Source organism: Streptomyces taklimakanensis, assembly GCF_009709575.1.
GTDB classification, from domain to species: Bacteria; Actinomycetota; Actinomycetes; order Streptomycetales; family Streptomycetaceae; genus Streptomyces; species Streptomyces taklimakanensis.
In genome coordinates, this window is record NZ_WIXO01000001.1 from 4,480,087 (window position 1) to 4,503,183 (window position 23,097).

Consider the following 23,097-nt stretch of genomic DNA (forward strand, 5'->3'; position numbering starts at 1 on the left):
GGGAGGGGCGCGAGCACGTACCCTGTCGACTGAGATGAGTGCGAAGACTTACCAGGTGCGCACCTACGGGTGCCAGATGAACGTCCACGACTCCGAGCGCCTGTCGGGCCTGCTGGAGGACGCGGGCTATGTCCGGGCCCCGGGGGACGCCGACGACGCCGACGTGGTCGTCTTCAACACCTGCGCGGTGCGGGAGAACGCCGACAACAAGCTGTACGGCAACCTCGGCCACCTCGCCCCGAAGAAGGCGTCCCGGCCGGGCATGCAGATCGCGGTCGGCGGTTGCCTGGCGCAGAAGGACCGCGACACCATCGTGGAGCGGGCGCCCTGGGTCGACGTGGTCTTCGGCACCCACAACATCGGGAGCCTGCCCGCGCTGCTGGAACGCGCCCGCGTCCGGCGGGAGGCGCAGGTGGAGATCGCCGAGTCGCTGGAGGCGTTCCCCTCCACGCTGCCGACCCGGCGCGAGAGCGCGTACGCGGCCTGGGTCTCCATCTCGGTCGGCTGCAACAACACCTGCACCTTCTGCATCGTCCCCGCCCTGCGCGGCAAGGAGAAGGACCGCCGCCCCGGCGACATCCTCGCCGAGGTCGAGGCGCTGGTGGCCGAGGGCGTCACCGAGATCACCCTCCTCGGGCAGAACGTCAACGCCTACGGGTCCGACATCGGCGACCGCGAGGCGTTCTCCAAGCTGCTGCGTGCCTGCGGGAGGATCGAGGGGCTGGAGCGGGTCCGCTTCACCTCCCCGCACCCGCGCGACTTCACCGACGACGTCATCGCCGCCATGGCCGAGACGGAGAACGTGATGCCGCAGCTTCACATGCCGCTGCAGTCCGGCTCCGACCGCGTGCTGCGGGCGATGCGCCGCTCCTACCGGCAGGAGCGCTACCTGGGGATCATCGAGAAGGTGCGGGCCGCCATCCCGGACGCGGCGATCTCCACCGACATCATCGTGGGCTTCCCCGGCGAGACCGAGGAGGACTTCGAGCAGACCCTGCACGTGGTGCGCGAGGCCCGCTTCGCGCAGGCGTTCACCTTCCAGTACTCCAAGCGCCCCGGGACCCCGGCGGCGGAGATGGCCGGACAGGTCCCCAAGGAGGTCGTGCAGGAGCGCTACGAGCGCCTGGTCGCCCTCCAGGAGGAGATCTCCTGGGCGGAGAACAGGAAGCAGGTCGGCCGGGTGCTGGAGGTCATGGTCGCCGAGGGCGAGGGCCGCAAGGACGGGGCCACCCGGCGGTTGTCCGGCCGAGCCCCCGACAACCGGCTGGTCCACTTCACCCGCCCCGAGGACTCGGTGCCGCGGCCCGGCGACATGGCCACCGTCGAGGTCACCTACGCCGCTCCGCACCACCTGTTGGCCGAGGGGCCGGTGCTGGGAGTGCGTCGCACCCGCGCGGGGGAGGCATGGGAGCGGCGCAACGCCTCGCCCGCGCCGCAGAGCAAGGGCGTGATGCTGGGGCTGCCGACCGTCGGTGTTCCCGAGCCGCTGCCCGCCGCGCCGGACGGCTGTGGCACCTGCTGATCCCGTGTCCGGCGCCGGTCCGCGGTGGTCGCCCTCCGCGTTCCGCCCGCCGACCGTGCGCCGGACGGGTGACCACGTGAGCCCCCGTGTGCCCTCCGGCGGGGCGAGGCGGCGGTGGTAGGGCGGCGGTAGGCTGCGCGACATGCTTGTCGCCGCCGCCGTGTGCCCTTGTCCGCCCCTGTTGGTGCCCGAGGTCGCGGGGGGCGCCGCCCACGAGATGGACGACGCCCGGGCCGCCTGCTACGACGCGATCGCCGTGCTGGCCGCCGCCCGGCCCGACCGGCTCGTCGTCGTCGGGCCCGCCGCCCCGGCGGGCCGGGGCAGACACCCCGGCGGTGCCGTCGGTTCCTTCAAGCCCTTCGGTGTCGATCTGGAGGTCGTCCTCGGCGCGGGGGAGCCGGCCGACCGTCCGCTTCCACCGTCACTGACCGTGGGCGCCTGGCTGCTCGGGCGCACGGAGTGGGGCGCGGCCCCCGTGGAGGGCCTCGGGGTGGCCGAGCCGCTGCCGGGGGACCGGTGCGCGGCCGTCGGACGCGAGGTGGCGGCCGGCCCCGAGCGGACGGCCCTGCTGGTGATGGGGGACGGCACCATCTGCCGGACGGTGAAGGCCCCCGGCTACTTCGACGAGCGCGCCGCCGGCTTCGACGCGGCCGCCGCCCGAGCCCTGGGGTCGGCCGACGTCGAGGCGCTGCTGGAACTCGACGAGGAGACGGCCTACGAGCTGGGGGCGTCCGGGCGGGCCTGCTGGCAGGTGCTGGCCGGTGCGGCGCGGGGAGCCGGGCTGGAGGGGCACCTGCTGTACGACCAGGCGCCGTACGGCGTCGGTTACCTGGTGGCGAGCTGGTCGTAGCCGTAGCCGTAGCCGTAGCCGTAGCCGCGGCTGCGGCCGCCGGACCGACCGGGGCCGGACGCGCGTCGCGCGCGTGGCTTCCGCGCGGGCCGGTACGAGCGACGGCCGCACGGCCCGGGGAGCCGTACGGCCGTCGCCGCGGCGGAGACGTCAGGCGGCGGGGCCGCCGGTGCCGCCCTCGCCCTCGTCGCGGGTCATCCGCTTCCTGGTCTTCCGGGCCTTGTCGGTGCCGGTGTCGATGTGGCGCCGGTGCTTGCCCCCGGTCCTCTCGTCGACGGCGTCCCCGGCCTTCTCGACGCCCCGGTCGGCCTTGTCGCCGTGCTGGCTCATCATGCCCTTGACCTTGTCCTTGAAGCCCATGGCGGTCACTCCGTTCCTCGGCTCCGTGACGGATCGGCGGCGACTGCGCGGCAGGGCGGGCCGTCAGCCCGCGGTGCCCGTGCCGGTGGCGTCGTCCGCCGTCCGTCCGGCGGACTGCTGTCCGGGGATCCGGGTGCTCCCGGCGTCGCCGTCGGCGGCCCCGGGGGATTCGCCGTCCCCGCCGGTGTCGCCCCTTCCGGCGCCCGTGGCGGCGCCGGTCTCCTCGGCGCTGCTCCGGCCAGCGCCTTCCGCGGTGCTTTTGTCCGCGGTCCCGGCCACCTCCTCACCGGCCCGCCCGGCCCCGGTGTCCGGGCCCTCCCCCTCACGCGGTGCGCCCTCGTCCTCCGGGAGGGGAGCGGGGGCGGGGGAGACGTCCTCCTCCGGTGCCTTCGAACCACGACGGAACCAGGCAAAAACGCCCATATCATCTCCAGAGCTTACTCGTGCGGTCGATGTTCCGCCCACTCCGGAGCGGCTCACGGGGTCGCCCGGGACCCTCGTCCGCGAGGTCCGCGGGCGGAACCTCGCAAACAGGCAACGACCCCGGACGTGTGGTGTCACGTCACTCGTTCGGATTCCTCCTCCGCGCGTTTGCGAGACTTGGGCCGTGAGCAGCCCACCCTCCACCCCCCGTGTCATCACCGTGGTCGGCCCCACCGCGGCCGGGAAGTCCGACCTCGGGGTCTTCCTCGCCCGGCACCTGGGCGGCGAAGTGATCAACGCCGATTCCATGCAGCTCTACCGCGGCATGGACATCGGCACCGCCAAGTTGACGCCCGAGGAGCGACAGGGCGTCCCCCACCACCTCCTGGACGTCTGGGACGTCACGGTCACCGCCAGCGTCGCCGAGTACCAACGGCTGGCCCGCGCCGAGATCGACCGCCTGCTCGCGCGGGGGCGCACCCCGGTGTTGGTGGGCGGCTCGGGCCTGTACGTGCGCGGTGCCATCGACGCCCTGGAGTTCCCCGGCACCGACCCGACGGTGCGGGCCCGGCTGGAGGCCGAACTGGCCGAGCACGGCTCCGGACCCCTGCACGCCCGGCTCGCCGCGGTCGATCCCGAGGCCGCCCGCGCGATCCTGCCCGGCAACGGGCGCCGGATCGTCCGCGCGCTGGAGGTCGTCGAGATCACCGGCCGTCCCTTCACCGCCAACCTCCCCGGCCCCGATCCCGTCTACGAGACCCTCCAGATCGGGGTTCACGTCGAGCGCCCGGAGCTGGACGAACGGATCGCCCGCCGCGTGGACCGCATGTGGGAGGCGGGACTGGTCGAAGAGGTGCGCGAACTGGAGCGCGAAGGCCTGCGCGAGGGGCGCACGGCCTCCCGCGCCCTGGGCTACCAGCAGGTGCTGGCCGCGCTGGCCGGTGAGTGCACCGATGAGGAGGCGCGGGCCGAGACCGTGCGCGCCACCAAGCGGTTCGCCCGCCGGCAGGCCTCCTGGTTCCGCCGTGATCCACGCGTGCACTGGCTCAGTGGAGCGGCCGAGCACCGTGACGCCCTCCCCGGGCGCGCCCTGGCGCTCCTCGAACGGGCGGTCACAGCCTGATCACGTGATGGCATCGGGACGCCCAGAGAGCACTGGACAGCTGTCCGGACGTGCCATCATCGACCATCGATGAGCCGCAGAGCCGGGAGTTGGGAGGGCACGTGGCGATGGAGGCCGGCCCTCGTAACGGCGACGAGCCGACCGTCGAGCCGATCCGGGTCGACGGCCCGGAGGCCGACGGTCCGATCGGACTGGAGGACGCGGAGGGCCTCGACGGACTGGGGGAGGACCCCGCCGCGGACGGGAACGAGTCCTACGGCGAGCTCCGCCCACCACGGCGGCTGCGGCTGTGGCAGACCGCCCCGATCGTGGGCCTGGGCGCCGCCGGCTCGCTGATGTTCGCGTTCCCCCTGGCCTTCGGACTGGGCGACGGGGGGGCGGTGGTCGCCATGCTCGGTCTGCTCCTCAGCGGCTGCGCCGCCGGCTGGGGCATGATGGCCGCCCGTCGGGCCGGCCTGGCCTGGCCCGGACTGCCCGCGCGCGGCTCCGGCGAGCGCCCCGACTGGCGACTGGTCGCGCTGTACACGGTGGTCGTCGGCACCCTGGTGGCCCTGGCCGTCTGGCGCGTCGCCCGCCTGCGCTGACCGCCGGGGGCGCCCGCCCGGTGACCGGGCCCCCGCCGGGGCGGAGGCGCCCGCGTCGAGGGGCGCGGCCGGCCCGTACGATGGACACGTGGACAGCTCTGCCCCCGTGCGGTTCCTCAAGGGACACGGCACCGAGAACGACTTCGTGATCATCCCCGACCCCGATGGGACGCTGGACCCGTCTCCCGAGGCCGTGGCCCGACTGTGCGACCGGCGCGCGGGCATCGGCGGCGACGGACTGCTGCGCGTGGTGCGCTCCGCCGTCCACCCCGAGGCGCGGGGAATGGCCGACGAGGCCGAGTGGTTCATGGACTACCGCAACGCCGACGGCAGTGTCGCGGAGATGTGCGGCAACGGCGTACGGGTCTTCGCGCGCCACCTCCAGCGTGCCGGGCTGGCCGGAGCCGGCGATCTCGCCGTCGCCACCCGGGCGGGCGTGCGCAGGGTGCACCTGGCCAAGGACGGCGACGTCACCGTCCACATGGGCGCCGCCCGGCTGCCCGCCGGAGCCGATCCGTCGGTCACCGTCACCGTCGGCGGACGCGACTGGCCGGCGCGCAACGTCAGCATGGGCAACCCGCACGCCGTCGCCTTCGTCGACGACCTCGACCACGCCGGCGACCTCCTCACCGCCCCCGCCGTCACCCCGGCCGAGGCCTATCCCGAGGGCGTCAACGTGGAGTTCGTCGTCGACCGCGGCCGGCGCCACGTGGCCCTGCGGGTGCACGAGCGCGGTTCGGGCGAGACCCGTTCGTGCGGTACGGGCGCCTGCGCGGTCATGGTCGCCGCCGCCCGGCGCGACGGCGTCGATCCGGCGACCGAGGGCGTTCCGGTCTCCTACACCGTCGACGTGCCCGGCGGGCGCCTGGTGATCACCGAACACCCGGACGGCGGTGTCGAGATGACCGGCCCCGCCGTGATCGTCGCCGAGGGCACCATCGACCCCGACTGGTTCGCCGCCCCCGGGAAGGGCGGCCACTCGAACGAGTGATCCCGGCCACTGTGGACAGGAGGCGACACGCGGCGCGTGGCAGGCTCGATAGGATCAAGCGCCCCGGCGCAGTGGGAGGTGCCATGAGTGCGGTACGGAGCCTTCGCAAGCTCGGTCGTGCGGCCCTCCTGGGCGCCTCGCCCCGCCACGCCCTCCCCGACGCCATCGAACACCTCGCCAAGGCCCATCGCGCCCACCACCCCGGCGCGGACCTCGACATCCTCCGCCGCGCCTACGTCCTGGCGGAGTACTCGCACCGCGGCCAGACGCGCAAGAGCGGCGAGCCCTACATCACGCATCCGTTGGCCGTCACCCTGATCCTGGCCGAACTCGGCGCCGAGACCACGACGCTGACGGCGTCCCTGCTCCACGACACCGTCGAGGACACCGACGTCACCCTGGAGCAGGTGCGCGAGGAGTTCGGCGAGGAGGTGAGCTACCTCGTCGACGGCGTCACCAAACTGGAGAAGGTCGACTACGGGGCGGCCGCCGAGCCGGAGACCTTCCGCAAGATGCTGGTGGCCACCGGCAACGACGTCCGTGTGATGTCCATCAAGCTCGCCGACCGGCTGCACAACATGCGCACCCTGGGCGTGATGCGGCCCGAGAAGCAGGCGCGGATCGCCCGTGTCACCCGTGACGTGCTGATCCCGCTGGCCGAGCGGTTGGGCGTGCAGGCGCTCAAGACCGAACTGGAGGACCTGGTCTTCGCCGTCCTCCACCCCGAGGAGTACGCCCGCACCCGGGAGGTGATCCGGGAGCACAACGCCGGCCCCGACCCGCTCGCCGAGATCGCCGAGGCGGTGCGGGGCGTGCTGCGGGAGGCCGGCATCGCGGCCGAGGTCCTCATCCGGCCCCGGCACTTCCTCTCCGTCCACCGGGCCCGCTCCAAACGCGGCGAGTTGGGTCCCTGCGACTTCGGACGGCTGCTGATCCTGGTCGCCGAGAACGCCGACTGCTACGCCGTCCTGGGGGAGCTGCACACCTGCTTCACCCCGGTGATGTCGGAGTTCAAGGACTTCATCGCGGTTCCCAAGTTCAACCTGTACCAGTCGCTGCACACGGCCTTCGCCGACGCCGAGGGCCGGGTGGCGGAGGTACTGGTCCGCACCCGTCGGATGCACCGCGTCGCCGAGGCCGGGGTGATCGCCCTGGGGGACCCGCACCACGCCCCGGGCGAGGACGGTGCCGACGGCGGCGAGCGCGCCGACCCCACCCGCCCCGGTTGGCTGGAGCGGCTGCTGGAGTGGCAGAGCCAGGCGCCCGATCCCGACACTTTCTGGGCCGAACTCCGCGACGACCTCGCCCAGGACCGGGAGATCACCGTCTTCTGCGTCGACCCGGACAACGCCGCCCGGACGGCCACCCTCCACCTGCCCGCGGGCGCCACCTGCGTGGACGCCGCCTACGCCCGCTACGGCGCGGCCGGGCACGCGCTGGTCGGCGCCAGGGTGGACGGCAGACTGACCACGCTGGGCACCGTGTTGCGCGACGGTGACGCCCTGCACCTGCTGATGGCGCCCGAAGGCACCTCCGGGCCCTCCCCGCAATGGTTGGAGCACGCCCACACGCCCACTGCCCGGATCGCCATCCGGACCTGGCTCGACACCCACCAGGGGGACGGGAGCCGGACTTCGGGCCCGTTCGACGCCGGCGACGGCGCCGGGGCCGACGGGACCACCGACGTCCCGAACGCCGCTCCCGCCCCTGCCGTCACCGCCGTCGCCCTCGCGTCCGCCCCGGACGAGCGCCACGACCCGCACGGGCGTCCCGACCTCCCCCGGGAGGAGCCCGCGGCCGTCGCCGTACCGCCCGGCGCCCCCGTGCGGCTGGCCCGCTGCTGCACGCCCGTGCCCCCCGACGCGGTCGTCGGCTTCGCGGTGCGCGGCGGCGCGGTGACCGCCCACCGCGAGGGCTGCCCCGCGGTGGCCCGGATGGTCGCCGCCGGACGTCCCACCGTCCCCGTGCGGTGGCATGCCGGCGGTGCCGGCTGCCGGGTGAGGCTGTACGCCGAGGCGCTCAACCGCCCCCACCTCCTCGCCGACCTCACCGAGGCCATCGCGGCGCAGGGCGCCGCCGTGGTCTCCGCCGAGGTCGAACCTCCCCGGGAACACCGGGTGCGACACACCTACACCCTGCGGTTGGAGGACGCCGGCGAGTTGCCCCGGCTGATGCGGGCCATGCGGGACGTGCCGGGCGTCTACGACGTCGAACGGACCACCCGCCGGACTCCCTGAGAACCGCTCCCGAGCCCACCCGAACGCCCGTCGCGCCCCCGGAAGCGGCGCAAACCAGGTGACGATCGGGCGGCACCGTGCCACCATCGAGGTGCCGGACCACGCCCCGACGTCGGGGCGGCGCCACCCGGGAATGTTCCGGGAACCTCGTGCGTTGACCCGGACAGTCACTCCATCGACGTAAGGACACGATGACCTTCTCTTCCTCCCTCCCGCAGAACGGCCAGCGCCTCGCCGAGACGCCCCGCCGAGCCGACGCCCTGATGGAGGAGGACGTCGCTTGGATCCCCGAGATCGACGGCGAGCGCGACGGTGACCAGCGCGACCGCTTCGACCGCGCCGCCCTCCGCAGGGTCGTGGGCCTGTCCACGGAGCTCCAGGACGTCACCGAGGTCGAGTACCGCCGGCTGCGTCTGGAACGCGTGGTGCTCGTGGGCGTGTGGACCTCCGGCACCGTGCAGGACGCGGAGAACTCCCTCGCGGAGCTCGCCGCCCTCGCCGAGACGGCGGGCGCGCTCGTCCTCGACGGTGTGGTCCAGCGCCGCGACAAGCCGGACCCGGCCACCTACATCGGTTCCGGCAAGGCCCAGGAACTGCGCGACATCGTGCTGGAGACCGGCGCCGACACCGTCGTGTGCGACGGTGAACTCAGCCCCGGCCAGCTCATCCACCTGGAGGACGTCGTCAAGGTCAAGGTGGTCGACCGGACCGCCCTGATCCTCGACATCTTCGCCCAGCACGCCAAGTCCCGCGAGGGCAAGGCGCAGGTGGCGCTGGCCCAGATGCAGTACATGCTGCCCAGGCTCCGCGGTTGGGGCCAGTCGCTGTCCCGACAGATGGGTGGTGGTGGCTCCGGTTCCTCGGGCGGCGGCATGGCCACCCGCGGTCCCGGTGAGACCAAGATCGAGACGGACCGGCGACGGATCCGCGAGAAGATGGCGAAGCTGCGCCGCGAGATCGCGGAGATGAAGACCGGCCGCGACGTCAAGCGGCAGGAGCGCCGCAGGAACAAGGTCCCCTCGGTCGCCATCGCCGGATACACCAACGCCGGCAAGTCCTCGCTGCTCAACCGGCTCACGGGCGCGGGCGTGCTGGTGGAGAACGCGCTGTTCGCCACCCTGGACCCGACCGTGCGCCGCGCCGAGACCCCCAGCGGCCGGGCCTACACCCTGGCCGACACCGTCGGATTCGTGCGACACCTGCCGCACCACCTCGTCGAGGCGTTCCGCTCCACGATGGAGGAGGTCGGCGACTCCGATCTGATCCTCCACGTGGTCGACGGCTCCCACCCCTCGCCGGAGGAGCAACTGGCCGCCGTGCGCGAGGTGATCCGGGACGTCGGCGCGGCGGACGTGCCGGAGATCGTGGTGGTCAACAAGGCGGACGCCGCCGACCCGTTGGTCCTCCAGCGACTGCTGCGCGCCGAGAAGCACGCCATCGCCGTCTCGGCCCGTACCGGCCAGGGCGTCGACGAGCTGCTGGAGCTGATCGACCGTGAGCTTCCGCGCCCCGGCGTGGAGCTGACGGCACTGGTGCCCTACACCCGCGGCGACCTGGTCTCCCGGGCCCACGCCGAGGGCGAGGTGGTCTCCGAGGAACACACCGAGGGCGGCACGCTCCTGTCGGTCCGCGTCCACGAGGAGTTGGCGGCCGAACTCAGGACGTACGTCACGGCGGGCACGGGGGTCTGACCCGTCCCCGGGCACCCGCCTTCCGACCGACCGCACGGCACACCGGGCCCGCACCCTTCGGGGGCGGGCCCGCGCCCGTGCCCGCCCGGCCACCCGCCGAGGACCGGCACGGCACGCCCCGGACGACCGCGTACGCCTCCGCGCGGCCCGGCCGTGAGGGGGGACCGTCTCCGGGGACCGGTGGCGATGCGGTCGGGCCTGCGCACGGGCCGGAGACGGTGTCGGGGACCGCTTGGGTTCCTTGTCGGTGTGACAGGGCTCTCGGTGCGGCCCGAAGCGTCGTTCCGTACCCTGGTTCCGCCTGTCGGCCGTGGTCGTGAAGCGGAAGGTCCGCGCGGACGTCTCCACATCCTCCGGGTGCGACGTCGGGGAGCTCGGCGAACGGTCGGCGCCAACACCGGAACGCCAGTCGGGAAAACAGCCGGAAACCGGACCGCTGTAGAGTGGGGAAGTGCCCTTGACCTGCAGAGAGCAGGCAGGGAGCCGAATTTTGGGAGCGTTCGATGCTGCGTACTCTGTTCAAGTCGAAGATCCACCGGGCCACGGTCACCGAGGCGGATCTCCACTACGTGGGGTCCGTCACGATCGACGCGGACCTGATGGACGCCGCGGACCTGCTGCCCGGCGAGCTGGTCCACATCGTCGACGTCACCAACGGGGCCCGTCTGGAGACCTACGTCATCGAGGGACGGCGCGGCTCCGGGGTGATCGGGATCAACGGTGCCGCCGCGCATCTGGTGCACCCCGGCGACCTGGTGATCCTCATCAGCTACGCGCAGTTCGAGGACGCCGAGGCGCGCGCCCACACGCCGAAGGTGGTGCACGTCGACGCGGACAACCGCATCGTGGAGCTGGGCACCGACCCGTCCGAGCCGGTCCCCGGCGGCGACACCCGGCGCAGCCCCATGGCACTGGCCTGACGGAGCCGTGACCGAGGCGGCCCGCGGCCGCGTACGGACGATCGAGGGCCCCGTTCCTCCCCGGGAAGGGAGCGACGGGGCCCTCGGCCGTCCACCGGGGCGCCGGGACCCCGGGCCGGCCCCGGCGCCCACCGCACACCCCTCGGGCCTCAGCTCCCGCCGGCGTACTTCTCGCTGACGGCCGTCAGGACGCCCTCGGCCTCGTCCCCGAGCCGCGGCCCGGCCAACCAGGTATGGTCCGGGGTGCCGATGGAGGTGACCGAGACCAGTACGGACCCGCCCGAGGGGTCTGCGGCGAACCAGCCGCCGCCGGAGGAACCGCCGGTCATGGTGCAGCCGATGCGGTACATCGTGGACTCCGAGGGGCCGAGCGTCAGCCGCCCGGGCCGGTCGGCGCAGGTGTGCATGGTCAACCCGTCGAACGGCGGGGCCGCGGGGTAGCCGTGCGCGGCGACCGAGGACACCGCCGGCGTGCCGAAGTCGACCGGCAGCGCGGCGCCGACGGTCTCCTCCAGGGACCTGCCGCCCTTCTCCTCGGGCTCCACGCGCAACACGGCGAAGTCCTGGGAGGCGCCCGCCCCACCGGTCTCGGCGCCGTTCTCGATCCAGTGTTCGGTGGTCTGCGCCCAGGTCGCCCAGTACACGCCGTGCGGGGCGACCTCCTCGCGGGAGGCTCTCCCCAACTCGGCGGCCCCCAGCGCGGTGTCGTTGTAGGAGGGGACGAAGACGACGTTGCGGAACCAGCCGCCGTTCCTGCCGGCGTGGACACAGTGGCCGGCGGTGGCGACGAGATCGGACCTGCCGGGACGGTTGGGATCCTTCACGACGGTGCCGGAACAGACCATGGCCCCCTTGGGAGTGTCCATGAAGACCTTGCCCACCGCCGGGGCGTTCTCCCGGTAGGGGGTCCGCACCGGTCGGGCCTTCCGCGGTTCCGGCTCGGGGTCGGTGACGCCCTCGTCCCTCGAACCGCCCCCGTCGGTGCCGCCGTCGACGTCCTCCTCATCGACCCGGCGGTCGTTCTCCTCGGCGTCCCTCATCCGGTCCGGGTCCCACAGGCCCTCGATGACGGGGTTGACGAAGTCCTTGGCCTCGCGCAGCCAGCGGTCCGGGTCCCAGTCCCGCCACTCCCCGTTCTTCCACTTCTCGGGATCGAAGTCCCTCAGCGCGGCGGGAAGTTCGTCCGGCAGACGGATGCCGCCCAGCCGTCCGCCGTCGGAGCCGTTCCCGGCCGAGGCGGAGACGCCGGGTTCGGCTCCGGCGTCGCTCCCGCCGTCCTCGGGTCCGCACGCGGTGGCGGTGACGGTCAGAGCCGCCGCCAGCACCACTGCGATCGGTACGGCTCGTCTCCTGCCGGTAGATGACATGGACGGAAATCCCCCCCTGGAACGGCGCTCTTCGTCGACCGGCACGCCGTGCACCCCGCCGAACGGAGCGGGCCCCACCGTGCCGGTGTTGCTGGGGACGGCACGCGGCGGACTCCCGGTTCCCGTCCCCCGGAAGGTCGAGGATCTCGCGTGCGACCGTGATCCGGCCGGGGTGGCGTCGTTGGTAGGTGCGGGAGCGCGGCGCACGCCGTGTCCACGGGAACCGGACGGCCACCGCCCGGAAGCGGTGCCCTCACCCCAGGGAGACTTTCCGTGAACGCATCCACCCGCCCGGACGGGGCCGAGGGTCCTGCCGACACCGGGAGCCCGCCGGCTCCCGTCGTGCCCCGGCAGCCGAGCCGCGACGGGACGGACACCGACGGGGTCCGGGGCGCGGAGGCCGGGGCGACACCGGGGGCCACGTCGTCCCCGGCCGTCGACCGGACCGGTGGCGATCCGTTGGAGGACCCGGATCCGGTCCGCGCGGCCAACGCCGCGACCTGCGAGAACCTGCTGCGTTGCTGGGTGCGGGAGAACGACCTCACAGCTTTGGACGGGGCCCCGCCGGGAGGAGCGTCGCCGACCCGGTACGGGCCCGAGGAGACCGGCTTCGCGGCCGAACTCCGTCTTCCCCTGGAGTCCTGCGGCCTGGTGCTGCGGGTGCCGGTCCGCCACTGGTCCGCCACCGGCTGGCACCGCTTCGGCCCACCCGTTCCGGACGGCCCGGCCCCCGTCGATGCCGCCCCGCTCGACGCCGTGGCGCTGGCCGCCCTGCTGGCCGGGGAGGCCGCGCACCGCGGTGCCACGGCCGCCGGGACACCCGGTGCCTCTGCCGGCGAGAGCGCCGAACTGGTCGGCAGGGTCGCCGACTCGGTGCGCCGTACCGCCGTCTTCCTCACCGACCGACGGGCCCGCCCAGAGGCGCCTTCCGGCGTCGACCCGTTCCTGGACGGCGAGCAGTCCCTGCTCCTGGGACATCCGCTGCATCCCACGCCCAAGAGCCGCGAGGGCTTCTCCGACGCAGCGGCACGCGCCTACTCCCCGGAGCTGCGCGGCGCCTTCCGCCTGCACTGGATGGCCGCCGACCCCTCGGTGGTGGCCGCCGACTCCGCCTGGACGGTACGCGGTCGGACCGTCCCCGCGGAGCGGATCGTCACCGAACTGGCCGGACGGCTGCCGGGGGCGCCGGAGGGGACGGTCCCCCTGCCGCTGCACCCCTGGCAGGCCCATGAGGTGCGGCACCGGCCCGCCGTCGCCGCGCTGTTGGAGGCGGGTCTGCTGCACGACCTCGGTCCGCACGGCGAGCCCTGGCACCCGACGTCCTCCCTGCGCACCGTTTACCGGCCGGGCGTGCCCGCCATGCTCAAGCTCTCGCTGGGGATGCGGATCACCAACTCCCGGCGCGAGAACCTCCGCAAGGAACTGCACCGGGGCGTGGAGGTGCACCGATTGCTCCGTACCGGGTTGGGGCAGCGGTGGCGGGCCGCGTTCCCCGGCCGTCCCGGGTTCGACATCGTGCGCGATCCGGCCTGGCTGGCCGTCACGGACGGCCGCGGTGGGCCCGTGGCGGGACTGGAGACCGTGATCCGACACAACCCCTTCGGTCCCGGCGACGACGCCGTCTGCCTGGCCGGCCTCGTCTCGCCCCGCCCCTGGCCGGGTGCCCCGGGTGTCCCGGGCGGCACGGTGCGCTCGCGCCTGGCCGACGTCGTCACCCGCCTCGCGGCCCGTACCGGGCGGCCGGTGCCCGCCGTCGCCGCGGAGTGGTTCCTGCGCTACCTCCACACCGTCGTCCGCCCGGTGCTGTGGCTGGACGCCGAGGCGGGCGTGGCGCTGGAGGCGCACCAGCAGAACACCGTCGTCCTGCTGGACGGCGACGGCTGGCCGGTGGGCGGACGCTACCGGGACAACCAGGGCTACTACTTCCGCGAAACCCGCCGCGAGGAACTCGGCGGGCGACTGCCGGGCGTCGGCTCGGCCGGCGACACCTTCGTGGCCGACGAGGTCGTGGACGAGCGCTTCGCCTACTACCTGGGCGTCAACAACGTGCTGGGGCTGATCGGGGCGTTCGGCTCCCAGCGCCTGGTCGACGAACGGCTGCTGCTCGCGGCGTTCCGTCGGTTCCTCACCGAGGTCGAGCGGGGGGCCGACCGGGCGGGCGGTGGGCGGTCGCCGCTGCCCGCCCTGTTGCTGTGGTCCCCGACGCTGCGCTGCAAGGCCAACCTCCTCACCCGGCTGTACGGGCTGGACGAGCTGGTCGGCCCCGTGGACACCCAGTCCGTCTACGTCACCGTCACCAATCCGCTGGTGAAGCGGTGAACCGTACGGGAGGCGGCACCGTGACCACCGCGCTCGACCCCGAGGCTCCCGGCGGGGGCGGTCTCCTCTCCCGCCGGGGCGTCGCACCGGTCCCCCGGGCACGAACGGCCCCGCCGGACGACGTCGGCGCCTGGGGGCCGGTCGACACCCCCGCCGGCCCCTTCCGGCTCGTGCCCGTCCGCCTCGAACGTGATCTGCGGCTGGTCGCCGCGTGGATGAACGACCCGGCCGTGGCAGCCTTCTGGGGGCTGGCCGGCCCCGTCGGGGCCACCGCCGACCACCTTCGGGCCCAGCTCCACGGGGACGGGCGCAGCGTGCCCTGTCTGGGCGTGCTCTCCGGCGTGCCCATGAGCTACTGGGAGGTCTACCGCGCCGACCTCGACCCGCTGGCCGGGCACTACCCCGCCCTTCCGCACGACACCGGCCTCCACCTGCTGATCGGCGGTGCCGCCGACCGCGGACGCGGCCTCGGCACCGCGCTGCTGCGCGCCGTGGCCGATCTCGTCCTCGACAACCGGCCGCGGTGCCGGCGCGTGGTCGCCGAGCCCGATCTGCGCAACACCGCTTCCGTCGCCGCTTTCCTCGGGGCGGGCTTCCGGCTGGCCGCCGAGGTCGAACTCCCCGACAAGCGCGCGGCGTTGATGGTGCGCGACCGGGAGCTGCGCCACCTTGTGTGACCTCACGCGCCGTTCCCCTCCGCGGTCCGTCCGGGCCCGTCGGCCCGCCCCCTTCCGCCGGCCGGACGGGGGCACGGCTGTCGGCGGCGCCGCGTAAGGTGGCTGCCCTATGACCAAGCCCGCCCTCACCGAACTCCTCCACGCCGCCGTCACCGCCGTCGGCGGCACCGAGCGACCCGGCCAGGTCGCCATGGCCGAAGCCGTGGCCGAGGCCATCGACAGCGATGTCCACCTGTTGATCCAGGCGGGCACCGGCACCGGCAAGTCGCTGGGTTACCTGGTGCCCGCCCTCGCCCACGGGGAGCGCACGGTCATCGCGACCGCGACGCTCGCCCTGCAACGGCAACTGGTCGAACGGGATCTGCCGCGCACGGTGGAGGCGCTGCACCCGCTGCTGCGCCGCCGCGCCGAGTTCGCGATGCTCAAGGGCCGCTCCAACTACCTGTGCCTGCACCGCCTCCACGAGGGGGTGCCGCAGGACGACGAGGACGGCCTGTTCGACCAGTTCGAGGCGGCCGCTCCCACCAGCAGACTGGGCAAGGACCTGCTGCGGCTGAGGGACTGGGCCGACGAGACCGAGACGGGGGATCGCGACGACCTCACCCCGGGGGTCTCGGACCGCGCCTGGTCCCAGGTGTCGGTCTCCTCCCGCGAGTGCCTGGGCGCCACCCGCTGCGCCTACGGGGCCGAGTGCTTCGCGGAGGCGGCGCGTGAGCGGGCCAAGCTCGCGGAGGTGATCGTCACCAACCACGCGCTGCTGGCCATCGACGCCATCGAGGGCGCGCCGGTGCTCCCCGGCCACGACGTGCTGATCGTCGACGAGGCGCACGAGCTGGTCTCCCGGGTCACCGGGGTGGCCACCGGGGAGCTGACGCCGGGCGGGGTGGGCCGAGCGGTGCGCCGTGCGGCCAAGCTGGTCGACGAGAAGGCCGCCGACCGGCTTCAGACCGCCTCGGAGGGCTTCGAACGGTTGATGGAACTGGCGCTGCCCGGCAGGTTGGAGAAGATCCCGGAGGACCTCGGATACGTCCTGGCGGCACTGCGGGACGCGGCCCGTGCGGTGATCACCGAACTGGGCGCCACCCGGGATCGTTCCGTCCAGGACGAGGACGCGGTGCGCAAGCAGGCCCTGGCGTCCGTGGAGAACGTCCACGGGGTGGCCGAGCGCGTCCTGACGGAGTCGGAGTACGACGTCGTCTGGTACGAGCGTCACGATCGCTACGGCGCCTCGCTGAGAGTCGCTCCGTTGGCGGTCTCCGGACTGCTGAGGGAGAAGCTCTTCGAGGACCGTTCGGTGGTGCTGACCTCCGCCACCCTCAAGCTCGGCGGGGACTTCGACGGGGTGGGCGCCTCCCTGGGGCTGACGACCGAGGGGCGTGTCGACGCTGAGGAGCGGGGCGGCACCGGGCAGGACACCGACGGTGCCGGAGAGGGCGAGGGCACCGGGGGAGCCGGGGAGGCCGAAGCGGCCGTACCGCGCTGGCGGGGGCTGGACGTCGGCTCGCCGTTCGACTACCGCCGGCAGGGCATCCTCTACGTCGCCCGGCACCTCGCCCCGCCCGGCCGGGAGGGCGGCCGCGGCGACATGCTGGAGGAGCTGTCGGAGCTGGTCCAGGCCGCCGGCGGGCGGACGCTGGGGCTGTTCTCGTCGATGCGGGCCGCCCAGGCGGCCGCCGAGGAACTGCGCGGGCGGTTGGACGTGCCGATCCTGCTGCAGGGCGAGGAGACGCTGGGGGAGCTGATCCGTCGGTTCGCCGCGGACGCTCGGACCTGCCTGTTCGGGACGCTGTCGCTGTGGCAGGGCGTGGACGTGCCCGGACCGAACTGCCAGTTGGTGGTGATGGACCGCATCCCGTTCCCGCGCCCCGACGATCCGCTGATGAGCGCTCGACAGAAGGCCGTGGAGGAGGCGGGCGGCAACGGCTTCATGGCGGTGGCGGCCACCCACGCGGCGCTGCTGATGGCGCAGGGCGCGGGCCGCCTGGTGCGGGCGACGGGGGACCGGGGGGTGGTGGCCGTGCTGGACTCGCGGCTGGCGCGAGCGCGCTACGGCGGCTTCCTGCGGGCCTCGATGCCCGACTTCTGGTACACCACCGACCGTGATCAGGTGCGCCGTTCCCTGGCAGCCATCGATGCCGCGGCCCGGGAGGCCGTCGAGTAGGCCGTCGGATGGGTCGTCGGGCCGGAGGGAGTGGGCGAGAGTGGGCCCCGGGACCGGCGCAGTGGTCCCGGGGCCGGTCTTCGTCGGCGGGTCAGACGCGGCGCAGCACCGCGACGACCTTGCCGAGGATGGTGGCCTCGTCGCCGGGGATCGGCTGGTAGGCGGCGTTGTGGGGGAGCAGCCACACGTGCCCGTCCTCGCGCTTGAAGCGCTTGACGGTGGCCTCGCCGTCCAGCATGGCGGCGACGATGTCGCCGTTCTCCGCGACGGGCTGGCGACGCACGGTGACCCAGTCGCCGTCACAGATGGCCGCCTCGACCATGGAGTCGCCGACGACCTTGAGGACGAACAGCTCGCCGTCGCCGACGAGCTGGCGCGGCAGGGGGAAGACGTCCTCCACCGACTCCTCGGCCAGGATCGGGCCGCCGGCGGCGATCCGGCCGACCAGGGGGACGTAGGAGGCGGCGGGCTTGCCGGTGGTGTCGGTCGTCTGGCTGGTGGGCGCGTCGGCGGCGCGCACCTCGTAGGCCCGGGGGCGGTGCGGATCGCGGCGCAGGAAACCCTTGCGCTCCAGGGCCATCAGTTGGTGGGCGACGGAGGAGGTGGAGGACAGGCCGACGGCCTGGCCGATCTCCCGCATGGACGGTGGGTAGCCGCGCCGCTGCACCGAGTCGCGGATGACCTCGATGACCCGGCGTTGGCGGTCCGTCAGCCCGGAGCTGTCGGCGCGGATCCCCGGCGGACGGCCCGGCAGCGAACGGGTGGGCCTGGGGGCTTCCGCAGCGTCCACCCCGTCGGACCGGTCCGGGACGGTGTTCGCTCCGCGCGCATGGTCGGTCCGGCCCTGGGAACGGTCCCGTGCGGCGATGGTGGTGCTCTCTGCGGTGGTGGTCACGTCGGCCCCTCTCGAACGGTTCTCCCTGGCTGGACAACGGTAGGTGCTTTCGAAAGGTTGCGCCAAACACACGTTCGAGTGAAATATCGCAGATTAGCTGACGTGATCGATGTCGTCGATGTATGGGCAGAAAAACCGCCGCCGATCACTACGGTACTCTCTCGTACGTTTGCCGCCCCGGTGATTCCGGCATGCCCGGCGTGTTCGTCGATCGGGCACCAGATGTAGTGGTTAGATGGTCGGCAGCCACCCAGAACTTGTGGTCCCCCATCTCAGGGGAGGGACGGGCATCACCTATGCTGGGGGCCGCTTCGAGAGCTCCGCCGAGGGCACTCGAGGGTTGTTCATGCTGCGTTACTGCGTCAGTGCCGCGCCATCGAGGGTGTGAGGAGGGTGGGAAACGATGCACTGCCCCTTCTGTCGTCACCCTGACAGCCGCGTCGTCGACAGTCGCACCACCGACGACGGCACCGCGATCCGCCGGCGCCGCCAGTGTCCGCACTGCTCCCGTCGTTTCACCACGGTGGAGAACGCGTCGCTGACGGTCATCAAGCGGAGTGGGGTCACCGAGCCCTTCAGCCGGGACAAGGTGATCGCCGGAGTGCGCAAGGCGTGCCAGGGACGCCCGGTCACCGAGGACGCGCTCGCCCAACTCGGCCAACGGGTCGAGGAGGCGATCCGCGCCACCGGGAGCGCCGAGCTGTCCACGCACGACGTCGGCCTGGCCATACTCGGGCCGCTGCGCGAGCTCGACCTCGTGGCCTACCTCCGCTTCGCCTCCGTCTACCAGGCGTTCGACTCGCTGGAGGACTTCGAGGCCGCGATCGCCGAACTGCGCGGGGAGTGCTCCGCCGGTCCGGACGGCGACGCGGACGACGGAGGGGACGGCGAGGAGTCGGGAAGACCCGCGGCCGCCGCGAGACGGGGCGGCGGAGCCGGTGACGGCAGTGACTCCGGTGGCTCGGGGGGCGCCGGAGAGAACGGTGGCGAGGGAGACGGCGGGGGCGACGGAGGCCCCGTCACCCTTCCCGCGCCGTCGGCCGCCAGGGACTGAGCGGCACACACGGTCCGACCGGAACGCTGTCGCGTTCCGGCCATCGATACGGAACACCGCGTCCGGGAAGTACCGGGCGTGTCAGGGCGTTATGCCTGTACAGGGAGGCGGAATGACAGAGACGACGAGCGACCCGGCACGAGGCTCCAAGTCCCGGAGCAAGGGCGGCAAGGGTCTGCGGATCGAGCGCATCCACACCACCCCGGGGGTGCACCCGTACGACGAGGTGGTCTGGGAGCGCCGTGACGTCGTCATGACCAACTGGCGCGACGGCTCGGTCAACTTCGAGCAGCGCGGCGTGGAGTTCCCCGACTTCTGGTCGGTGAACGCGGTCAACATCGTCACCAGCAAGTACTTCCGCGGAGCCGTCGGCACGCCCCAGCGCGAGAACAGCCTCAAGCAGCTGATCGACCGCGTGGTGAAGACCTACCGCGCCGCAGGTGAGAAGCACGGCTACTTCGCCTCCCCGGCCGACGCCGAGATCTTCGAGCACGAACTGGCCTACGCCGTGCTCCACCAGATCTTCGCGTTCAACTCCCCGGTGTGGTTCAACGTCGGCACCAAGCAGCCCCAGCAGGTCTCGGCCTGCTTCATCCTCTCCGTCGACGACTCCATGGAGTCGATCCTCGACTGGTACAAGGAAGAGGGGATGATCTTCAAGGGCGGCTCCGGCGCCGGACTGAACCTCTCGCGCATCCGCTCCTCCAAGGAACTGCTCTCCTCCGGCGGCAACGCCTCGGGCCCGGTCTCCTTCATGCGCGGCGCCGACGCCTCCGCCGGGACGATCAAGTCCGGCGGCGCCACCCGTCGCGCGGCCAAGATGGTCGTCCTGGACGTCGATCACCCCGACGTCGAGGCGTTCATCGAGACCAAGGTCAAGGAGGAGGAGAAGATCCGCGCCCTGCGCGACGCGGGCTTCGACATGGACCTGGGCGGCGAGGACATCACCTCCGTCCAGTACCAGAACGCCAACAACTCCGTCCGCGTCAACGACGCCTTCATGAAGGCCGTCGAGGCGGGCGAGAAGTTCGGCCTGCGCGCCCGGATGACCGGCGAGGTCATCGAGGAGGTCGACGCCAAGGCGCTCTTCCACAAGATGGCCGAGGCCGCCCACGTCTGCGCCGACCCCGGCATCCAGTACGACGACACCATCAACCGCTGGCACACCTCGCCGGAGAGCGGTCGCATCACCGCCTCCAACCCGTGCAGCGAGTACATGCACCTGGACAACTCCTCGTGCAACCTGGCCTCGCTGAACCTGATGAAGTTCCTGCGCGACGACGACGCCGGCAACCAGTCCTTCGACGCCGGGCGCTTCGCGAAGGTCGTCGAGCTGGTCATCACCGCGATGGACATCTCCATCTGCTTCGCCGACTTCCCCACCGAGAAGATCGGCGAGACCACCCGCGCCTTCCGCCAGCTGGGCATCGGCTACGCCAACCTCGGCGCCCTGCTGATGGCGACCGGCCACGCCTACGACTCCGACGGCGGCCGCGCCCTGGCCGGGGCGATCACCTCCCTGATGACCGGCACCTCCTACCGCCGCTCCGCCGAGCTGGCCGCCATCGTCGGTCCGTACGAGGGCTACGCACGCAACGCCGAGGCCCACCAGCGCGTCATGAAGCAGCACGCCGACGCCAACACCGAGGCCAGGCGCATGGACGACCTGGACACCCCGGTGTGGGCCGCGGCCACCGAGGCGTGGCAGGACGTGCTGCGGCTGGGGAAGAAGAACGGGTTCCGCAACGCCCAGGCGTCCGTCCTCGCGCCCACCGGCACCATCGGCCTGATGATGGACTGCGACACCACCGGCATCGAGCCCGACCTGGCCTTGGTCAAGTTCAAGAAGCTGGTCGGCGGCGGGTCGATGCAGATCGTCAACAACACCGTCCCCAAGGCCCTCAAGCGCCTGGGCTACCAGCCCGAGCAGATCGAGGCGATCGTCGAGCACATCGCCGAGCACGGCAACGTCGTCGACGCGCCGGGCCTGAAGCCCGAGCACTACGAGGTCTTCGACTGCGCCATGGGCGAGCGCTCCATCTCCCCGATGGGGCACGTGCGGATGATGGCCGCCGCCCAGCCGTTCCTGTCCGGCGCCATCTCCAAGACCGTCAACATGCCTGCCACCAGCACGGTCGAGGACGTCGAGGAGATCTACCTCCAGGGCTGGAAGCTCGGTCTGAAGGCACTGGCCGTCTACGTCGAGAACAGCAAGGTCGGCCAGCCGCTCTCCGCCAAGAGGAAGGAGGAGAAGCGGGCCGAGGAGAAGGGCGAGACCGAGAAGGTCGTCGAGTACCGCCCGGTGCGCAAGCGCCTGCCCAAGGGGCGCCCCGGCATCACCACCTCCTTCACCGTGGGCGGTGCCGAGGGCTACATGACCGCCAACTCCTACCCGGACGACGGCCTGGGCGAGGTCTTCCTGAAGATGTCCAAGCAGGGCTCGACCCTCGCGGGCATGATGGACGCCTTCTCCATCGCCGTCTCGGTGGGACTGCAGTACGGCGTGCCGCTGGAGACCTACGTCTCGAAGTTCACCAACATGCGCTTCGAGCCGGCCGGCATGACGGACGACCCGGACGTGCGGATGGCGCAGTCGATCGTGGACTACATCTTCCGCCGCCTGGCGCTGGACTTCCTGCCGTTCGAGACCCGTTCGGCCCTCGGCATCCACTCCGCCGAGGAGCGTCAGCGTCATCTGGAGACCGGTTCCTACGAGCCCACCGACGACGAGGTGGACGTGGAGGGCCTGGCACAGTCCGCACCGCGCCAGGTGGACGCGCCCAGGACGGGGGAGCGCGCCTCCTTTGAGCCCCAGGCTCCGGTCCCGGCCCCGAAGGAGGCGCACAGCTCCACCGAGTTGGTGGAGATGCAGCTCGGCCTCAACGCCGACGCCCCGCTGTGCTTCTCCTGCGGCACCAAGATGCGTCGCGCGGGCAGCTGCTACCTGTGCGAGGGGTGCGGCTCCACCAGCGGCTGCAGCTGAGGGCGGGCGGACGCGGTCCGAGACGACCGTGGCGTCCGCCTCGCCGGAAGCGCCGAGAGCACACGAGGGGGCGCCGACCACCGGTCGGCGCCCCCTCCCTCGTCCGTCGGCTCGCCGGACGCCACCGGCGCGCCGCGGGACGCGTGCGCACGAGCCGGGGCGTGGGACGTTCCGCGGGGTGTTCCCCGTCAGGCCGGAGCGGCACCCAGCAGGCGCGCGAAGGAGTCCGGGTCGGCGTCGAACCCGCGGACGTCCTCGCGGAACTCCCAGACGCCCGAGCCGTTCCGGGTGAACTCCGCGACGGTCGCCGCCGTCGCGTCGGAGACGGCCGCGAAGTCGTGCCGGGCCAGCTCGTCGTACCCCTCGGTGATGCGCAGACCGACGTTGGCTATGTCGCCGAACGTCCTGCGGGGGCCGCCCTGCTGGATGGTCACGCCCACCACCACACGGGTGTACGAGTCCGACATCCGGTCGAGTTCCAGGGTCATGACCTCGTCGTCGCCGAAACCCAGTCCCGTCCTGCTGTCCCTGTTGAGGGTGATGGTGCCGTCGGGGGAGCGCCTGTCGAAGTGCACGAGGTGGACCGGCTCGCCGTGCGGATCGTCCGCGGAGTAGACCGCGGCGATGACATCGAGGTCGTTGGCCGGCGCGCCGGAGGGGCTGGGATCCCACCTGAGCGCCACCTGAACCTTCTCGACCCCCTTGTTGAGACTGCTCACCAGGCTCCCCTTCCTCGCGACTGGGCCGTCGCGAACTTCCCCCACCGCGCGGGCGGTTCCCGGCCGGGGCTCGACGCTGTGTGTCCATGGTGCCACGCCCGGCATTCCCACGGGACGGGGAACCCGAACCCGGACGGAGTGCGGACGGGCCGTCAGGAACCCTCCTCGGAGGCCGGTTCGGACGCCCGGAGATTCGGTGCCCCCACGACACCGGACCGTCG

General features: G+C 72.8%; 18 protein-coding genes. 13 read left to right on the forward strand and 5 right to left on the reverse strand.

The window, feature by feature from the left end; translation table 11 throughout:
• Nucleotides 1-34 precede the first annotated feature (34 nt).
• Together miaB and F0L17_RS19880 are read left to right on the forward strand one after the other, a co-directional pair.
• Nucleotides 35-1,522: a tRNA (N6-isopentenyl adenosine(37)-C2)-methylthiotransferase MiaB gene (gene miaB, locus F0L17_RS19875; RefSeq protein ID WP_155072114.1), complete on the forward strand. Its 1,488-nt coding sequence runs from the start codon at nt 35-37 to the stop codon at nt 1,520-1,522.
• Between the two features lie 142 nt (nt 1,523-1,664).
• Nucleotides 1,665-2,372 carry a class III extradiol dioxygenase subunit B-like domain-containing protein gene (locus F0L17_RS19880; protein ID WP_155072115.1) on the forward strand — a complete coding sequence of 236 codons (708 nt, stop codon included), beginning with the start codon at nt 1,665-1,667 and terminating at the stop codon, nt 2,370-2,372.
• A gap of 150 nt (nt 2,373-2,522) precedes the next feature.
• Here the strand turns inward: F0L17_RS19880 and F0L17_RS19885 are convergent, their stop codons facing one another.
• Nucleotides 2,523-2,732: an antitoxin gene (locus tag F0L17_RS19885; protein WP_155073904.1), complete on the reverse strand. Its 210-nt coding sequence runs from the start codon at nt 2,730-2,732 to the stop codon at nt 2,523-2,525.
• Nucleotides 2,733-2,795: 63 nt separating this feature from the next.
• Nucleotides 2,796-3,155, reverse strand: a complete 360-nt coding sequence (locus tag F0L17_RS19890; protein ID WP_155072116.1) for a hypothetical protein — start codon at nt 3,153-3,155, stop codon at nt 2,796-2,798.
• A gap of 184 nt (nt 3,156-3,339) precedes the next feature.
• Between F0L17_RS19890 and miaA the strand changes: the two genes are divergently transcribed.
• From miaA to panD, 6 genes are all read left to right on the forward strand, one after another.
• A complete protein-coding gene (gene miaA, locus F0L17_RS19895) occupies nt 3,340-4,278 on the forward strand; it encodes a tRNA (adenosine(37)-N6)-dimethylallyltransferase MiaA (protein WP_162466463.1) in 939 nt (312 codons plus the stop codon).
• A gap of 107 nt (nt 4,279-4,385) precedes the next feature.
• Nucleotides 4,386-4,862, forward strand: a complete 477-nt coding sequence (locus F0L17_RS19900; RefSeq protein WP_155073905.1) for a hypothetical protein — start codon at nt 4,386-4,388, stop codon at nt 4,860-4,862.
• Between the two features lie 88 nt (nt 4,863-4,950).
• Nucleotides 4,951-5,853: a diaminopimelate epimerase gene (gene dapF, locus F0L17_RS19905; RefSeq protein WP_162466465.1), complete on the forward strand. Its 903-nt coding sequence runs from the start codon at nt 4,951-4,953 to the stop codon at nt 5,851-5,853.
• 83 nt (nt 5,854-5,936) lie between these two features.
• Entirely contained in the window at nt 5,937-8,090 is a 2,154-nt protein-coding gene (locus tag F0L17_RS19910; protein ID WP_155072117.1) for a RelA/SpoT family protein, read from the forward strand.
• A 191-nt stretch (nt 8,091-8,281) separates the two neighbouring features.
• On the forward strand, nt 8,282-9,781 hold the full coding sequence (hflX, locus tag F0L17_RS19915; protein WP_155072118.1) for a GTPase HflX: 1,500 nt from the start codon (nt 8,282-8,284) through the stop codon (nt 9,779-9,781).
• Nucleotides 9,782-10,284: 503 nt separating this feature from the next.
• The gene (gene panD / locus F0L17_RS19920; protein ID WP_155072119.1) at nt 10,285-10,701 is read left to right on the forward strand and encodes an aspartate 1-decarboxylase; all 417 of its coding nucleotides are present in this window, start codon (nt 10,285-10,287) and stop codon (nt 10,699-10,701) included.
• A 149-nt stretch (nt 10,702-10,850) separates the two neighbouring features.
• Here the strand turns inward: panD and F0L17_RS19925 are convergent, their stop codons facing one another.
• The gene (locus F0L17_RS19925; protein ID WP_155072120.1) at nt 10,851-12,068 is read right to left on the reverse strand and encodes a trypsin-like serine peptidase; all 1,218 of its coding nucleotides are present in this window, start codon (nt 12,066-12,068) and stop codon (nt 10,851-10,853) included.
• Nucleotides 12,069-12,341: 273 nt separating this feature from the next.
• On the opposite strand from F0L17_RS19925, the gene F0L17_RS19930 reads away from it, so the two are divergent.
• The 3 genes from F0L17_RS19930 to F0L17_RS19940 all read left to right on the forward strand — a co-directional run bounded on the left by F0L17_RS19930 (nt 12,342) and on the right by F0L17_RS19940 (nt 17,225).
• On the forward strand, nt 12,342-14,387 hold the full coding sequence (locus F0L17_RS19930; RefSeq protein ID WP_338018145.1) for an IucA/IucC family protein: 2,046 nt from the start codon (nt 12,342-12,344) through the stop codon (nt 14,385-14,387).
• A gap of 20 nt (nt 14,388-14,407) precedes the next feature.
• Nucleotides 14,408-15,064, forward strand: coding sequence for a GNAT family N-acetyltransferase (locus F0L17_RS19935; RefSeq protein ID WP_338018146.1), 657 nt, complete (start codon nt 14,408-14,410; stop codon nt 15,062-15,064).
• Between the two features lie 109 nt (nt 15,065-15,173).
• Nucleotides 15,174-17,225: an ATP-dependent DNA helicase gene (locus F0L17_RS19940; protein ID WP_155072121.1), complete on the forward strand. Its 2,052-nt coding sequence runs from the start codon at nt 15,174-15,176 to the stop codon at nt 17,223-17,225.
• Nucleotides 17,226-17,316: 91 nt separating this feature from the next.
• On the opposite strand, the gene lexA is transcribed toward F0L17_RS19940, so the two are convergent.
• Nucleotides 17,317-18,120 carry a transcriptional repressor LexA gene (gene lexA, locus F0L17_RS19945; protein ID WP_162466468.1) on the reverse strand — a complete coding sequence of 268 codons (804 nt, stop codon included), beginning with the start codon at nt 18,118-18,120 and terminating at the stop codon, nt 17,317-17,319.
• A 403-nt stretch (nt 18,121-18,523) separates the two neighbouring features.
• Here lexA and nrdR point away from each other — a divergent pair, with 403 nt between their 5' ends.
• Together nrdR and F0L17_RS19955 are read left to right on the forward strand one after the other, a co-directional pair.
• Nucleotides 18,524-19,174: a transcriptional regulator NrdR gene (nrdR, locus tag F0L17_RS19950; protein ID WP_155072123.1), complete on the forward strand. Its 651-nt coding sequence runs from the start codon at nt 18,524-18,526 to the stop codon at nt 19,172-19,174.
• A 112-nt stretch (nt 19,175-19,286) separates the two neighbouring features.
• Nucleotides 19,287-22,157, forward strand: coding sequence for a vitamin B12-dependent ribonucleotide reductase (locus F0L17_RS19955; RefSeq protein WP_155072124.1), 2,871 nt, complete (start codon nt 19,287-19,289; stop codon nt 22,155-22,157).
• A gap of 188 nt (nt 22,158-22,345) precedes the next feature.
• Here the strand turns inward: F0L17_RS19955 and F0L17_RS19960 are convergent, their stop codons facing one another.
• The gene (locus tag F0L17_RS19960; protein WP_338018147.1) at nt 22,346-22,876 is read right to left on the reverse strand and encodes a TerD family protein; all 531 of its coding nucleotides are present in this window, start codon (nt 22,874-22,876) and stop codon (nt 22,346-22,348) included.
• Nucleotides 22,877-23,097 lie beyond the last annotated feature (221 nt).